Consider the following 15,399-nt stretch of genomic DNA (forward strand, 5'->3'; position numbering starts at 1 on the left):
ATAAGTGGAGCACTACTAAGTAGTGCTCTTAAGTTTAAAGAAAGCGGGGGAAAATGATGAGAACGGTTACAGTCGGAGATAACTGTATGGATGTTTATCAAAAGAGCGGGGAGGTCTATCCTGGCGGTAATCCTTTAAATGTGGCTGTCTATTTAAGAGGGTTAGGTGCTGAATCTGCTTATATCGGCTGGGTGGGCTCCGATCAATACAGTGAAAAAATGGTTAAAGCGATACAGGAAAAAGGTGTTGATATTTCTCATCTTTCACGGAAAGAAGGAAAAACAGCTGTTACCTTTGTTGAAATGGTAGGAAATGACCGCAGGTTTGGAGAATACGATGAAGGTGTCATGAAACATTTCCGCTTAACGACGGAAGAACTCCATTACATTCAAACATACCAGCTCATACATTCGGGGATTTGGGGACATGCGGATAAGTACTATTCCTTATTTAAAGAAAATGGAATGCTCACGTCTTTTGATTTCTCAGATCAGCTAGATCACGATCTCGTGAAGACTTTACCGCAGTTTGTTGATTATCCTTTTTTCTCTTATACGAAGGATGATGCTTTTATCCGCCAATTTTTAAAAGATGTAAAAAATCAAGGGTCTAAAATTGCGGTCGCCACTTTAGGAGAAAATGGTTCACTTGCCTATGACGGCATTCAATTTTATCAATGCGGTGCCGTTGAAGCGAATGTGGTGGATACGATGGGGGCTGGGGATTCCTTCATTTCCGGTTTTATTTATGGATTATTGAAAGGCCAATCTATCGAAAAATGCTTAGAATTGGGTACAGAGTCTGCTGCGAAAACCATTAGCTATTTCGGTGCGTGGTGACTGGGACTGTAAATCATGTATAATAGGTAGTAAATAATAAATTTCGACGGATAAGGATGAATCTAATATGAATTTAAATCCTTCAACCCCCCAGCCACTATATATGCAAATAAGGCAAATGTTGAAGAATGATATTCAGAACGGTAAATACAAACCAGATGAACAAATCCCAACCGAAGCAGAGCTTTGTGAAACTTATAACGTTAGTCGCATCACCATTCGAAAAGCAATCGAGGAATTGGTGAAGGAAGGAACACTGACACGTATTCCGCGCAGGGGTACCTTTGTTGCATCTAATAAGTTTCATAATGAGTTGTTATCCATAAGTGGATTCTCAGAGTTTAGTCATCAGCTTGGGAAGATACCGAATTCCCGGATTTTAAGAAGTGAGGTCATAGCTGCACCAAAAGATGTTGCAGGTCATCTCCTCATTGAAGAAGGAAGCCCGGTTCTCGAACTGGAGCGACTCATGTATGTAGATGAGCGTCCGCTTTTCTATGATACCGCTCATTATTCATTACTTCGTTTTCCGGATTTGGAAAAGAAGATTGCAAGGGATGAATCAACTTATAAGATCCTATTGGAAGATTACCATACCGAAATAGTCAGTAACGATAAAATTATAGACGTGATTGGTGCTACAAAAATCCATGCTAAATATTTAGAATGCGATATTGGCGCAAATTTATTTAGAATTGTGAAGATTGCTTTCGATGCAAACGACCAGCCTGTGCACCTCTCAACGTTCATGTGTGAAACCAACAAGGTCAATCTGACTGTTCATCGGGCAAAATAGGTCATGCCATTAATTTGGCATGACCTATTTAAACATCTAGTTTTGATTATCCTCCTCCAAACTTTCTTCTTTGATCATCGCATTTAAAATATCCTTACAATTAAAACATAAGATATTCTTGTTATCTAAAAGAATACCGTTCAGAAAACCAGCCGTACAATACACATCTTGTGCACAGCGAACACAAGAGCCAACTAGTTCATCCATCGATACATCCCCCTATTCAGGAAATGGTATATAGTTTGGTGTTCTATTTTGTATAAAGGTAAAGACCAAAATCTTGCATAACGGAAGTGTGCCCCACTTGCCGTAACATGGTAGCTATATTGCCACGATGATATGATCCGTGAGTGACAATGTGTAATACCGATTCGGAGATGGTAGTTTCAAGCGACCCAGCATATGGGTTATCCACAACCATTACCTTTTCCATATCCTCTGTACTCAGAAGTGCTTTGTTTCTTTCGTACAAGTTTATAAATATTTTTTTCATTTCCTCAATACTTTTCATTTCCACCTCTTTTTTTAATTCACTAGAAGATGCCATTGCTTCATCCATACTTATACCAGAGATAATATCAAACCACGTGTAATCTGTCAGATAAATGTGAGACAACACTTTTGATACCGACGTAAAACCACTTTGAATTTCCTTATGGTAAATGTGTTCTGGAAGTTCATTTAACCGATCGATGATGACTCCATTTGCCCATGCGTGATAGTTATACATTTCTAATACTGGCTCGAGGTGATTCATTAAAAAACCTCCATATACACTAGTTTTTTCGTATTGGACAATTTATGCAGTAAGAACAAAGTATTCAGGTTTATTCAATACAGTATATTCATTAATATGCTGTTCTATAATTTATATAACAATTCCTCCTTATGATTCTTCGGGTATATGTGCTCCTCAAATGTAATATATATATAAATAAGAGGTTTTGAGATAATACGAGCTACGAACATTCGGGTTATAAATGAATAGATAGTGGAGCATCACATATAGGCTTTTTTTCTTGCAGGAAAATAGCACCCAATATCGAACTGATAGTAAAGGAGATGGTAATATGAATCTGAGGATCAAATATAGGCTTTATATCCATGTAGACGGAAAACTTATTCCAGAACAGTATGACCGATACGAGATACTAAACGTCAGAGAAGGTATAGATCCCAATGATACTAAGGATTACCAAGAGCTTATTAAAAAATTGAGTAAGTCGATTAATCGGCCTTTAAATGAATTTGAAATAAAAAACTATGAAACAATGTAATTGCATCCCCTCTGGAGGGAAACGATTATTTCGTTTTCGAATTTATTCTCCTTCATTACAACGAAATTCTTAACGTTTATAAGTGTAAATAAGAGAACCGTTTATAACCTGTAGCTTGCTAAATGATCCTCCTCCTTATAATAATAAATGTAAAAATATAAGGAGAGAGGAGATTTATGATCATGCACATATTTATTTGGTGAAAAATGGGTATAAATAATCAAGCAAAATCTTTGTCTTCATTGCAAAACCTCCGTGATTTTTAATTTTTTTTAACCTTTATCAGTAGATTTCTACGCGCCGTCGGAAGGGCCTTTAAAACGGATTACCTGGGTCTATAACTAGAATCTTATAAAAGTTTATTAAAATCCATTTTTCATTATTTAATGATAAATGGATTTTTTGTTTTTTTTGGAAATCCAAACAAAATGATTTTTGAACCATGAATCTGCTATCTGGATCCAACAAAAAGTACATACTATTGCCGATGTTGCCAAAGGATTAGTTGGTTTTGACCAGTGACGAATTTCTTGAGGCATAATAAAAAAACACTCGAAAATTAGAAGATGTACCTTTAGCATATATGCCTGGGAATGCAACCCGTATTCGTGTGAAAGCAGCTGGTGATTTAGCCCAGTCTGAAATGAATGAAATGGTGTAGTCTAGGCAGGGGGGAAGGAGCTTTTCATTGTGCGGAGGAAGCTTCCCTTTAGTTAAATAAGTGGAAAAAAAAGCGCTAAGGTTAGTGGAATTGACGAAAACTGTGATGGTTACAATTGGTGTGGCTATTATAGTTCATAGTCTCGACATGGCTTTTATTGTAATTGTCAGTTTAGTAGTGTGCGCTATAATTGGGGGAATGGTTGAGGTATAAAAATTCCGCCCAGACCAATTATTATATATAGCCAAACATTGATAATAATAAGATCTATGTAAAACTCTCTTGTATCAAGAGAGTTTTTTTTCATGAAAATTTATTTAGCTAATATGGATTTTTGTTAACGGCGAGCTAAAAAGAAGGGGAAAAGGATGATATGTTTTTAATGAAAAATTTTTCACATTCTCTTTTATAGACTTGCCTTTCCTTAGTCCTGTTTGCGGACTGTTGTTAATGCTTATGAAGATAAAAGCTGATGAGTTGGAGAAATAAAGAGCAGGTTTACAAAATCTTAACATTTGGTTTATGTGGGATTAATGTTTTCTGATTATGATTAAGCCGTAATAAACATTAATAAACATTAAAGATTCCACACTAAATGGAGGCACTTTTTATGAATCGCACATTCAAGAAGAATTGTTACAAGTCTATTCAAGCTTTGATGTTAGGGGTGAGTGTACTGGGATTAGCTGCTTGTGGAGCTACTAATGAGGAGGCTGCTCCAGTGGTTAAGGATCCAAGTTCGTTAACCTTGAAAGAAATTGAAACAAAGGCAAAAGAAGAGGGGACTATTAATAGTGTAGGTATGCCTGATTCATGGGCTAACTGGGGAGAAACTTGGAATGAAGTGATGAAAAAATATACATTGGAACACAATGATACAGATTTGTCCAGTGCCGAAGAGATTGCCAAAATGGAATCTGAAGGAGAGAATGCAACAGCCGATATCGGCGATGTAGGGATTTCCTTTGGGCCAATTGCGGAACAAAAAGAATTAACGATGCCATATAAAACTTCCTATTGGGACGAGGTACCTGAGTGGGCAAAAGATGACAATGGAGATTGGGTTGCTGGCTATCAAGGAACGATTGCATTCTTTACTAATAAAGAATTAGTAGATAACCCGCCTAAATCTTGGGATGACATATTAAGAGGGGATTATAAAGTAACAGTGGGAGATGTTCAGCGTGGTACACAGAATCAAATGGCCGTACTTGCTGCCGCTATCGCTAACGGCGGTGATGAAACAAATATCCAACCAGGAATTGACTTTTTTGCCAAGCTTGCCAAGCAAGGCCGCCTTAGCTTGACTGATGCCAAGCCGGCTAACATTGAAAAAGGGGAAGTGGAAGTTGCCCTTGTTTGGGATTTCAATGCTCTTGGTTACGCTGACCAAATTAACCGCGATCAATTTGAAGTGACCATTCCAACTGAAGGTTCAGTCGTAAGCGGCTACGCAACAATTATTAACAAATTTGCAAAGCATCCGCATGCGGCGATGGCAACTAGAGAATATATCTTAAGCGATGAAGGACAAATTAATTTAGCTAAAGGATTTGCCCGTCCAATTCGCGATGTAGAACTTCCGAAAGAAGTAGCTGAAAAAATGGTTCCAGAAGAACAGTACAAAAATGCAAAACCAATTGAAGATTACAAAGCTTGGGAAGAAACGGCTAAAAATTTACCTCAGATTTGGCAAGAAGAGGTGTTAGTCCATGTCAAATAAAGTAATAGCAATTGTTGTTGATGGTATGAGATACGATAAAGCATGCGAAGCGCTGGGATTTATTCAGCATTTAGTAGAAACGAATCAAGCGTCACTTTACAAAGTTAAGTCGGAGCTTCCAAGTCTTTCCCGTCCATTATATGAAGTGTTGTTAACAGGTACGCCGGCTTCAATGAATGGGATTACGTCCAATCAAGCCGTTCGTTTATCTACTGAGAAAAGTCTCTTTCATCTTACGAAAGAAAACGGGTTAAGAAATGGAACAGTGTCCTATTACTGGGTAAGCGAACTTTATAATCGTGCGCCATTCCATTTTATTGAAGACCGTGAGCAAGAAGATGAATCCAATCCAATTCAATACGGAAAATTTTATTGGGACGATGACTATCCAGATAGCCATGTGTTAATGGATGCAGAAGCTTTACGTAGAAAGTATAACCCTCACTTTTTATTTATTCATCCGCTCGGTGTAGATGTAAAAGGAGAAATTTTTGGCTCGGAATCAAAAGAATATCGTGAGCAAATCCTAAAAATGGGAAGCTTGTTGGCACAACTATTGCCAATTTGGATCAAAGAAGGTTACCACATATTAATTACATCGGATCATGGTATGAGTGAATATGGCAACCATGGCGGCATAACTGATGGTGAACGTGATGTACCGCTCTTTATCATTAGTCCAAAAGTTGAGCCTGGCATTTATGGTGAAGTGGTTCCGCAATTAGCTTTTGCACCGCTCGTTTGTGAACTATTAAATATTGAGCCGTCCGATAAAATGATTTCATATCAATTTCCAGGTCTGAAAGGAAAAGTCACCCTGTAAAAAACATTAAATGATGTTTCAAGATTGACTGGAATTGGTTTAACGAATGTACAGTTAGACCAATTCCCAATTGTTAGAGAATATAGAGGAGCGAGAAGTCTTGCGAAAAATAAAAAAACAAAAAATTTACTTATTAGCTCTTTTACTGCCATTTATTATGTTTGTGATTGGATTTGAGATAGGACCATTAGTGGCAATGATTAAAAATAGTTTTTATGCAGATGATGGAATTCAAGTTACGATTGATCAATACTTAACCATATTCAAAAGTGAATTTTACTTACAAGCCATTAAAAATAGCCTGGTCATTTCCTTGTTTTCTGCTATAACTTCTGTGATTGTAGCAGTCATTGCAGCCTATTCGTTTACAAAGTTCTCTCAAAAAATACAAAACCGACTACTGATGGTTACCAATATGACGTCGAACTTTGAAGGGATTCCCCTTTCATTTTCATATATTATCTTACTTGGAAACAATGGGTTGTTTACGTTGCTATTTGCCAAGATTGGTTGGGACCTGTTTGCAGATTTTAATTTATATTCCTGGACAGGCCTCATTCTTGTTTATATTTATTTTCAAATTCCGCTTGCCGTTATGCTCATTTACCCGTCTTATCAAGGAATTAAGCAACAATGGAAAGAAGCATCTTCATTATTAGGAGGGTCAACATTTTCATTTTGGCTTCGGATAGGGGTTCCAGTTCTTTTACCTAGTATTGTAGGTACATTCAGTATTTTGTTTGCTAATGCGATGGGAGCCTACGCAACAGCCTATGCATTGGTCGGCAGCAACTATAACTTATTGTCATTACAAATTGCTTCTTTAGTTGCTAGTGATGTTGCATTAAAGCCGCAGCTTGGTAGTGCATTGGGAGTCCTTCTAGCAACGACCATGATAGGGGCGATGTGGTTCAATGAACGAATGATGCGTAGAGTTAGGAGGGATTTACGATGAAGTCTACATTGACATTTCATAAATTGTTTGTTGGATTACTAGTTATATATTTATTAATTCCGCTTGTAGGAACACTTTTATTCTCGATTGCTGGTAAATGGGATCATACCATTTTACCTGAGAGTTATACAATGAAATGGTATATTGAATTGTTTCAAGATGAACGGTTTTATGATGCTTTCCGACGAACACTGTTTTTAATTGTCATGTCTGTAGGTCTTAGTGTTGTTATAATGCTTCCGACAATTTTTATTATCACGGTATATTTCAGTAAATGGGAAGGATTACTCCAAGCCGCAGCCATGCTTCCTTATGGAGTTCCTCCGATTGTTGGAGCTGTTGGATTAATCAAGCTATATTCTGCTGGACCGATTCAAATTGCCGGAACACCTTGGATTTTAATTGGTGCTTATTTCATAACCATTCTACCATTTATGTATCAAGGAATTCGTAACAGCCTCCGTACGCTTAATGCTGTACAACTTGTTGATGCAGCTGAATTACTCGGTGCCACAAAATTCCAAGCCTTTCGTACGGTGGTGTTTCCAAATATAATATCTGGAATTTTAGTGTCTACCTTATTATCAGTCTCTCTTTTATTTAGTGAATTTGCTTTTGCCAATTTGCTTGTAGGGGGCCGATTCGAAACCCTTCAAATTTATCTATCCGACAAACTGAATAGCAGTGGTCACTTAACAAGTGCAATTGTTATAACTTATTATTCAATGATTTTACTTTTAACGGGGACTGTGTTAAAGCTTACGTTTAAAAACAAAAGAAATCCTGTCGGGTCAAAATAAGAAGTGAATTCCTTCATTTTTTTAAGAAAAATACCGTCATAAAATACTACTTTAGAAGGTGAAAACTAATGAGCTATGTAACCATCGAACAAGTGACTAAGGGATATGACAATCAATTAGTTTTAAATAATATTTCTTTAACATTAAAAAAAGGTGAATTTGCTACACTTCTTGGGCAAAGCGGGTGCGGAAAAAGTACATTATTACGTTCCATTGCGGGACTTGAAGACGTTGATGTAGGAAGAATCTTAATTGATGGAAAAGATATTACTTATTTATCACCGCGTCAGCGTGAAGTCGGTATGGTGTTTCAGTCTTATGCGCTTTTCCCGAATATGAACGTTTTTGATAATATCGCTTACGGCCTTAAAATGAAAAAGGTCAAAAATCTTAAGTCAAAAGTGAAAAATATGATTGATATGGTTGATTTAATAGGAAAAGAAGAGTCTTATCCTCATCAATTATCTGGTGGACAACAGCAGAGGGTTGCTCTTGCCCGTGCGCTTGTCATGGAGCCAAAAGTACTGCTTCTGGATGAGCCGTTAAGCGCATTGGATGCTAAAATCAGAAAAAGTCTGCAAAAAGAATTAAAGAGAATACAGAAAGAATTAGATATTACAACTATTTTTGTTACACATGATCAGGAAGAAGCAATGACGATGTCTGATCGAATTTTTGTCATGAATAAAGGACAAGTTGTACAATCCGGTTCTCCATCAGAAATTTATACTTCTCCAGTCAATACATTTGTTGCAAAATTTATCGGGAATTATAATGTCTGTAATATGGAAGTTTTCCGAAAACTTGTTCGCACCAAAGAATTAAAAGGGAATGAAGTTGCCATTCGTCCAGAAGTTTTACAATTAGTTTCTGTTGGTGAGGACAGCTTGGACTTACAAGGGAATTGGGGGATTAAAGGATTTATTAAAGATGTTTCCATGGCAGGTAATGTTTTAAGATATGAAGTAGAAACAGAGGAGTGCGCTTTTCATGTAGACTATCTTCACCACCGTGGGGAAATGTTTGAGCAAGGAGCACGCGTTCAAATTCTTGTACCGAAGAAAGAATGCATTATGTTATAAAGTATGGATGATCTAGGGGGAGAAATATGTCTGTTTTGCCTGAAGAAAGAAAGAATGAAATTTTAAAAGAACTTAACAAAATGGGAAAAGTAAAAGTTATAGAATTAGTTGATCAATTTAATGTTTCAGAGGAAACGATTCGACGCGATTTGATGATATTAGAGGAAAAAGGACTGTTAAAGAGGGTTTACGGTGGAGCGATTAAAACAGTCTTTGAATTTGAGGAGCCTCCTTTTACACAGCGTACAACGGTGAATCAAGAAGCGAAAATCAAGGTTGGGAAAAAAGCGGTGGAACTCATTTCCAATGGAGATGTGATTGCCATTGATGTAGGTACAACCATGCTTGAATTTGCCCAATGTATTGAAAATAAAAAAGACATTACGATTTTAACCAATTCTCTTCCTGTGTCGTCTGTGTTGACCGAATTGCTCAATCAAAATAAGTTTACAGGACAAATTCTATTACTGGGAGGACAAATTGATCCAAAGCATCAATCCATATGCGGGGGTCTCACTGAACAAATGTTAAATCAATTTAATATCGATAAAGCGTTCATTTCAGCTGGCGGTGTTTCCATTCAAAGTGGTGTCAGTAATTATCATTTACGTGAAACATTAGTTTCACGCAAAATGGTCGAGGTATCAAAGCACGTCATATTGCTAACGGATTACTCTAAAATTGGTGTTGACACCTTTTGTAAAGTTTGTCCTCTAGAAAAAGTAGATGTGATTGTCTGCGAGCAGCCATTTCCAGAGGAATGGAGAAATGATTCAAAATTAGAGGAAGTCAATTGGATTCAAGCATAGCCCAGTAAAAGAGATGGAAGAGTACTCTCTTTTTTTGATAGCAGCAAAAAAAAGCTAGAAAGAAAATATAATAGATAGAATGAAAAGGAGCTATATAGCATGAGTTTCATTGCGATAGACTTAGACGGAACATTATTAAACGACCAGAATGAAATTAGTGAAGAAAATATAAAGGCGATTCAATATGCCCAAAATAGAGGCTTTGAAGTAGTTATTTCAACAGGACGGGCTTATTTTGACGTTCAAACAATATGTGAAAAAGCCGGGATATCCCCATTTGTAATCGGGACAAATGGAGCAACCATTCATTCAAAAAGCGCAAAGTGCATTTCTTCTATTACGATAACTAAAGATCGTGTTGAATCCATTCTCCAATGGTTAGAAGAACGGAATTATTATTACGAAGTGTTCACTGATAAAGCCATCTATACTCTTAAAAAAGGAAGAGAACATTTCCATAACGAGATTAAAAGTTTGAAAAGCGCAGATTTGAATCCAGATATGAAAGAATTAGTTGAAATAGCGGAAAGGCAATTTGACCAGTTCGGATATGTTTTAGTTGAAAACTATCATGATATCTTAAAACAGGAGGAAGAATTCTATAACATTTTAGCATGTTCTTTTGATGAAAATAAATTAGAGGAAGCCTGGAACCAATTCAAAAAGTTTGATGAGTTGATGGTCGTTTCATCTGCTGATCATAACATTGAGATTACCAGTAAAAAAGCTTCAAAAGGAATAGCCCTTGAAAAATTGGCTTTCTTGATGAATGGCTCATTAGATAAGGCTATGGCAATCGGGGACAGCAACAATGATTTATCCATGTTCCAGAAAGTTGGATACAGCGTAGCGATGGGAAATGCAAAGGATGTCATAAAAACTGTTTGTACAACGACAACCCTTAATAATGATGAAAATGGGGTAGCTTATGCGATTTATCGATATATGGAGAACTTCGTGGTTCAAAAATAAGTGTCAATGCCAAAGGAGAGAGCGATAAAATGGCATGGATATATATCATAATGGCAGGACTTTTGGAAATTGTCTGGGTGATTGGTCTTAAACATTCATACGGATTCACCAAAATTATACCTAGTATATTTACGGTAGTTATTATAATCTTTAGTTTCTTTTTACTTTCAAAAGCTTTACATTCAATACCATTAGGAACTGGTTACGCCATTTTCACTGGATTGGGAACGGTTGGAACTGTAGTAATTGGGATGCTTTTTTGGGGTGAGACCATTGATCCACTGAAAGTATTTTTTATGGCTTTAATGATATTGGGGATAATTGGAATAAAAGTCAATCCAGGAGAGCCTAAACATTAAAGGAAATGAACGGATATACAAGGTTAGGGGATGATTCAATGGCTTGGTTTTTTCTTATTATTGCCGGATTTGCCGAGATTGGTAGTGTTATTAGCCTGAAACGTGCAGACGGCTTTAAAAAATTGCTCCCCTCTGTAGCGTGTCTTTTTTTGGGTAGTTTAAGCTTTTATTTTCTATCCTTGTCATTAACTTCACTTCCAGTGGGTACTGCCTATGCAATATGGACCAGTATCGGCTCAGTTGGAAGTGTTTTAGCAGGAATGATCTTCTTTAATGAACCTAGAAGTTTAAGATTAAACCTATTCATTATTTGTATCATTGTAGGCGCTATAGGTATAAAAATGACTTCTGGACATTAATCGAAAAAGACTTTTAATTTAAGAAGCTAATTGATGATTCCCGTATGGTGCGGGAGGCATTCTATTTAGGCTTCATTGGTCGAATTGTATTCTTCTATATATTATTCAATTAATTAGTGTAACTCTAATCAAAATGGTATGTTAAGCGGACCGGTAGAAAAAAGTGGCACAGCAGTTTCTATAGCCTGCTTTCTATGTTTGGATTTATTCTACACGGAAGCATGTTCGATCGATCACCAGGAATAGAAGGCAAAAGACTTGTCTTTTTGACAATGATTGCGTTGGGAGTCAAAGGTTTTATTATGAGCAGCTAAGTTAAAATCGTAAATAAGGAAAAAGGAAATCTACAAAATTTTTAAAAAAATAAATACATAATTAAAGGTGGGGAAAAAATGAAAATTGGATTAGAAACAGAAAGCTATCACTTGCAATTTATTACAGGGCGAATGGATATATTCGGTTTTATCAGAAAAACAGCTGAATTGGGATTAGACGGAGTCATGATCAATATTGTTCCATGGCCAGGGTTGTCAGGATGGGGCACTTTAGAATCATTTGAACCGGAATATTTAGAGAGAGTAAGAAAAGAAATTCAAAAGTATGGATTTTTCGCTGAAATAGACACAAATGGAAGCGATCCGGAACATCTAAAAAAGGTCATTGAGGCAGCACATAGAATCGGAGCGGATGTGATTCGTACGTATACATGCTTGGGAGAGTATGATCCGGAAAGATTGAAAAAAGCACCAGGAGATATAAAGAAAATTGTACCACTATTGAAGAAATACAGGATAAAACTAGCTGTGGAAAATCATGAGGAAGAGTTAACAGATGAGGTTATCCAAATAATAAATGAAGTAAACAGCCCTTGGGTTAGCGCTCATTGTGATGTGGGCAACGGAATGATGGCATGGGAGGATCCGGTTGAAGCTGTAAGAAAATTAGCGCCATATGCATTCACAACCCATTTTAAAGATCATATTATCATTCATGATGGCGAGGATTATAGGGTATGTGGTGTACCAGTAGGGACAGGCAATATTGATACAGAAGAGTGTTTTAAAATACTGGTTGAGAAATCTACCCTAACTAGAATCAACGTTGAAATGTGTTTTCCATATGCTGTTAATTTTAAGAGAGATCTTGGTGCTGGCGGAGTCTTTGCGGTTGGAGAAGGAGCTTTCAAAGTCGAACAACCTCCATATGATTTAAGTATGATTAAACCATTGGATTACTATTATCCTCCAAAAGAACTTTTAGAACAAATGATTGAAGATCAAGAAAAAGGTACAGTACAATCCGTTAAGTATACCCTTGCATTACGGGATAAATATTGCCGATAAATAATATGTAGAAGCAGGGGTGTTGTATAATTCTGTTCATATAATAAAAATTATTACAGCTGTACTTGCTATTGAGTTGATAGGGGGCCTCTTTTGATTGCCAACATTACTGTCGCTTTGCTTTACGAATTCCAACACACGGTTCTTTAATTAGTGTCGCCTGTCTTGTTATAGTAATAGTAACGGATACTAGTTCATTATGACATTAAAAAGCCCCTCCCATTAAAGAGAGGGGCTTTTTCTTATTCTGATTTTTGACTATTTCTGCACCTTTTCACTGATTCAGAATATACTTACAATGTTTCATCCTGCCGTGCATTTTTTTGTAATAGATCACGGATTTCCTTTAAATATTGCTCGGATGCCGGTACCGCTTCCAATACTTTTTCCTCGTTAGCTTGTTTTTTTCTAATAAGAGAATTCGCTACCTTCATAAACATGAAAATCGCAAATGAAATGATCAAGAAATCAATCACAGCTTGGACAAATTGACCGTATTGAACATCTGCTTTTCCAACTGTGATAGATAACGAAGAAAAATTTACCCCACCTAATAAAATTTCTATTAGCGGTGTGATAATATTATCTACTAGTGATGAAACGATCTTCCCAAAAGCAGCACCCATTACTACAGCTATCGCAAGATCGAGAACGTTTCCTTTGGTAATAAACTCCCTGAATTCCTTTATCATCGTAACTACACCTTTCTTTTGTCAATTGATAAAAGCATAACAGAAACATGGTGAAAATTGAATAGTGTAAGAGGCATCCTTAATACCAAAGATAGGACCATCCAAGAGTTTAATATTTGAATCCGTTAATATAATGCCAATCACGACACTCCGATCAAAGGAGATAAAACGTTGGAAGGGCAGAATGGGAACGACTATGGCGTCATTTTTCAATGTCACGCAAGGCCGTTTTCACCAACTTGAGGAAGGGGGTGAATATAAATGTATTCGTTTGGCGATAATTATATTATTGTACTACCCCCTAAGTGGTACTCCTCCATTGTTAAAAGCCCTTCTCTTTATTGAGAGGGGCTTTTTGTTTTGGGATTTGTTAAATGATTTTTGTTAATAGGAGGATTTTACGTTTCATTTGGAGAATGTTTTGACAAATGGGGGTGGAATAATTGCGACAACATATTGAACAGGATTTATCTAAAGAGGATATTTTCAGGATGATTGTTAAGCACCTTGATGTATTTCCGTTGACTAGTATAGAGGCTATCAGAGAAGTGATCAGAAGTTCTTTAAATCAAAGAGGCTTGATAGGGGGGATAACCAAACAAACAGGAGCCGCTACATATAACCGAAAAATATCAGACCAGGATATCCAATTAATAAATGATTGTATTTGTGACCTCTTAAATAGCCGCGTTATCCAACCTGGTATTAATGAAGTCAATCAGGATTTACCATGGATTTCTGTTTCTGATAAAGAGAAACTTGAAACATTGGTGAACTCCCAATCTTAACTTTTTACATATCAAAGCCCTTCTCTATATCGAGAAGGGCCAATTTTTATTTGAATATATTAATCCATAATAGCAGTAATATAAAAACCTCTAATTAATTGTATGTTTCACCTGTAAGGTGGGATTCAAACATATCGATGATTTCAAGGAATCGTTCGGCCTCACGGAAAACGTGATCAGCCAAAAGTGGATGGATAATGCTCTTGATTTTGCATTCTTCGATTAAATCCCTGGCCGTTTTCTTAAAGTCTCGAAGTGATACGACGGAAACACGGTTCTGATCTAGAAATTGATCCAAAAGAGGGGCGGTTTGTGATTGCGGTTTCATGGACTCTAAGTCTACAGCTTGAAAGACTAATTGATCAAAATCATTACTGAAGTTTCGCGCCATATCCACGAGCTTTCTTTCCGATGGATCAAGGAGATGTCCGATGAATTTTGCATGATCCGCCATGATTCTTAAAAAGAAAACATTTTCTTTGATGATCGCATCTGCAAGAGGTTTCAATTTACCCTCATTTAATTCTTTTAATCGTTTTCTAAAATAATTGGCTTCCCTGCTTGTATGGTCGACTAATAGCGGGAAATTGTTCGCACCAGGCAATTTACACGTGAGTATTAATCCCAATACTTTTCTTTTAAATAAAAATATGCCTGTAGCAGCTTGCTGCACCTCCGAGTTAAATCTCCTGATCTGTTCGGGATCAGCTTGATTTGTTAATGAATGGGATTGCTGTTCTATCCGTTCAAACAAATGATAAAACTGATTAGCTTCCTCAATTAACTGTGTATCTTCACATCTGAAACCCAGTCTTAGAAATAACGAGTGTTCCTTCATTATTCTTGACCAAAAACGAATCTCATCTAAAGAGCGTGCAACAAACATTCCCGAGTTATTCCTCATATTGGCTTCCTGTGTGTTCTCACTCATAACTAATGCCCCCTTTTTTAAACAAACCATCATTAAAAGCATATTAACGAGGGGGCATTATTATTCTTCTCGAATTGCAAATTGTATCATTACCGATTTCCTTTTAACACCTCAAACCGATGAGTTTTTTTGTTTTCTCTTGTAGGAAAAATACCGTGATTCATCCATGTTCTTAAATAAAAGCAAGCCG

At 36.7% G+C, this 15,399-nt stretch carries 18 protein-coding genes; 14 read left to right on the forward strand and 4 right to left on the reverse strand.

From position 1 onward, the window contains the following. Window positions 1-56: 56 nt before the first annotated feature. Both frlD and NYE65_RS21460 read left to right on the forward strand, forming a co-directional pair. Complete coding sequence (gene frlD / locus NYE65_RS21455; protein WP_328178243.1) at window positions 57-839, forward strand: fructoselysine 6-kinase; 783 nt, start codon at window positions 57-59, stop codon at window positions 837-839. A 67-nt stretch (window positions 840-906) separates the two neighbouring features. Further along, complete coding sequence (locus NYE65_RS21460) at window positions 907-1,635, forward strand: GntR family transcriptional regulator (RefSeq protein ID WP_048678490.1); 729 nt, start codon at window positions 907-909, stop codon at window positions 1,633-1,635. 36 nt (window positions 1,636-1,671) lie between these two features. On the opposite strand, the gene NYE65_RS21465 is transcribed toward NYE65_RS21460, so the two are convergent. Continuing rightward, entirely contained in the window at window positions 1,672-1,842 is a 171-nt protein-coding gene (locus tag NYE65_RS21465; protein WP_328178244.1) for a hypothetical protein, read from the reverse strand. Between the two features lie 43 nt (window positions 1,843-1,885). After that, window positions 1,886-2,392: a DinB family protein gene (locus tag NYE65_RS21470; protein WP_328178245.1), complete on the reverse strand. Its 507-nt coding sequence runs from the start codon at window positions 2,390-2,392 to the stop codon at window positions 1,886-1,888. A gap of 313 nt (window positions 2,393-2,705) precedes the next feature. Between NYE65_RS21470 and NYE65_RS21475 the strand changes: the two genes are divergently transcribed. From NYE65_RS21475 to NYE65_RS21525, 11 genes are all read left to right on the forward strand, one after another. After that, window positions 2,706-2,912: a hypothetical protein gene (locus tag NYE65_RS21475; RefSeq protein ID WP_053534520.1), complete on the forward strand. Its 207-nt coding sequence runs from the start codon at window positions 2,706-2,708 to the stop codon at window positions 2,910-2,912. Between the two features lie 1,271 nt (window positions 2,913-4,183). Continuing rightward, on the forward strand, window positions 4,184-5,296 hold the full coding sequence (locus NYE65_RS21480; protein WP_340861618.1) for an ABC transporter substrate-binding protein: 1,113 nt from the start codon (window positions 4,184-4,186) through the stop codon (window positions 5,294-5,296). Beyond that, a complete protein-coding gene (locus NYE65_RS21485; protein ID WP_340861619.1) occupies window positions 5,286-6,119 on the forward strand; it encodes an alkaline phosphatase family protein in 834 nt (277 codons plus the stop codon). The genes NYE65_RS21480 and NYE65_RS21485 overlap by 11 nt, the downstream gene beginning before the upstream one ends. Before the next feature lie 100 nt (window positions 6,120-6,219). Next, entirely contained in the window at window positions 6,220-7,074 is an 855-nt protein-coding gene (locus NYE65_RS21490; RefSeq protein WP_328178247.1) for an ABC transporter permease, read from the forward strand. After that, complete coding sequence (locus NYE65_RS21495) at window positions 7,071-7,874, forward strand: ABC transporter permease (RefSeq protein WP_252280534.1); 804 nt, start codon at window positions 7,071-7,073, stop codon at window positions 7,872-7,874. The genes NYE65_RS21490 and NYE65_RS21495 overlap by 4 nt, the downstream gene beginning before the upstream one ends. 68 nt (window positions 7,875-7,942) lie before the next feature. Further along, window positions 7,943-8,956, forward strand: a complete 1,014-nt coding sequence (locus tag NYE65_RS21500) for an ABC transporter ATP-binding protein (RefSeq protein WP_340861620.1) — start codon at window positions 7,943-7,945, stop codon at window positions 8,954-8,956. Window positions 8,957-8,982: 26 nt separating this feature from the next. Further along, window positions 8,983-9,765 (forward strand): DeoR/GlpR family DNA-binding transcription regulator, encoded by a 783-nt coding sequence (locus NYE65_RS21505; protein ID WP_048678105.1) that lies wholly within the window; start codon window positions 8,983-8,985, stop codon window positions 9,763-9,765. A 99-nt stretch (window positions 9,766-9,864) separates the two neighbouring features. Further along, window positions 9,865-10,737, forward strand: coding sequence for a Cof-type HAD-IIB family hydrolase (locus NYE65_RS21510; RefSeq protein WP_340861621.1), 873 nt, complete (start codon window positions 9,865-9,867; stop codon window positions 10,735-10,737). Window positions 10,738-10,766: 29 nt separating this feature from the next. Further along, a complete protein-coding gene (locus tag NYE65_RS21515) occupies window positions 10,767-11,096 on the forward strand; it encodes a DMT family transporter (protein ID WP_340861622.1) in 330 nt (109 codons plus the stop codon). A gap of 38 nt (window positions 11,097-11,134) precedes the next feature. Next, window positions 11,135-11,455 carry a DMT family transporter gene (locus tag NYE65_RS21520; RefSeq protein ID WP_034313134.1) on the forward strand — a complete coding sequence of 107 codons (321 nt, stop codon included), beginning with the start codon at window positions 11,135-11,137 and terminating at the stop codon, window positions 11,453-11,455. Between the two features lie 392 nt (window positions 11,456-11,847). Continuing rightward, window positions 11,848-12,798 (forward strand): sugar phosphate isomerase/epimerase family protein, encoded by a 951-nt coding sequence (locus tag NYE65_RS21525; protein WP_328178252.1) that lies wholly within the window; start codon window positions 11,848-11,850, stop codon window positions 12,796-12,798. A 293-nt stretch (window positions 12,799-13,091) separates the two neighbouring features. On the opposite strand, the gene mscL is transcribed toward NYE65_RS21525, so the two are convergent. Next, entirely contained in the window at window positions 13,092-13,490 is a 399-nt protein-coding gene (gene mscL, locus NYE65_RS21530) for a large conductance mechanosensitive channel protein MscL (RefSeq protein WP_340861623.1), read from the reverse strand. 443 nt (window positions 13,491-13,933) lie between these two features. Here mscL and NYE65_RS21535 point away from each other — a divergent pair, with 443 nt between their 5' ends. Next, window positions 13,934-14,278, forward strand: coding sequence for a hypothetical protein (locus NYE65_RS21535; protein ID WP_340861624.1), 345 nt, complete (start codon window positions 13,934-13,936; stop codon window positions 14,276-14,278). A 94-nt stretch (window positions 14,279-14,372) separates the two neighbouring features. On the opposite strand, the gene NYE65_RS21540 is transcribed toward NYE65_RS21535, so the two are convergent. Further along, entirely contained in the window at window positions 14,373-15,209 is an 837-nt protein-coding gene (locus NYE65_RS21540) for a DUF2935 domain-containing protein (RefSeq protein ID WP_251543791.1), read from the reverse strand. Window positions 15,210-15,399: the final 190 nt, after the last annotated feature.

Source organism: Peribacillus sp. FSL R5-0717 (genome assembly GCF_038002945.1).
Classification (GTDB): domain Bacteria; phylum Bacillota; class Bacilli; order Bacillales; family DSM-1321; genus Peribacillus; species Peribacillus frigoritolerans.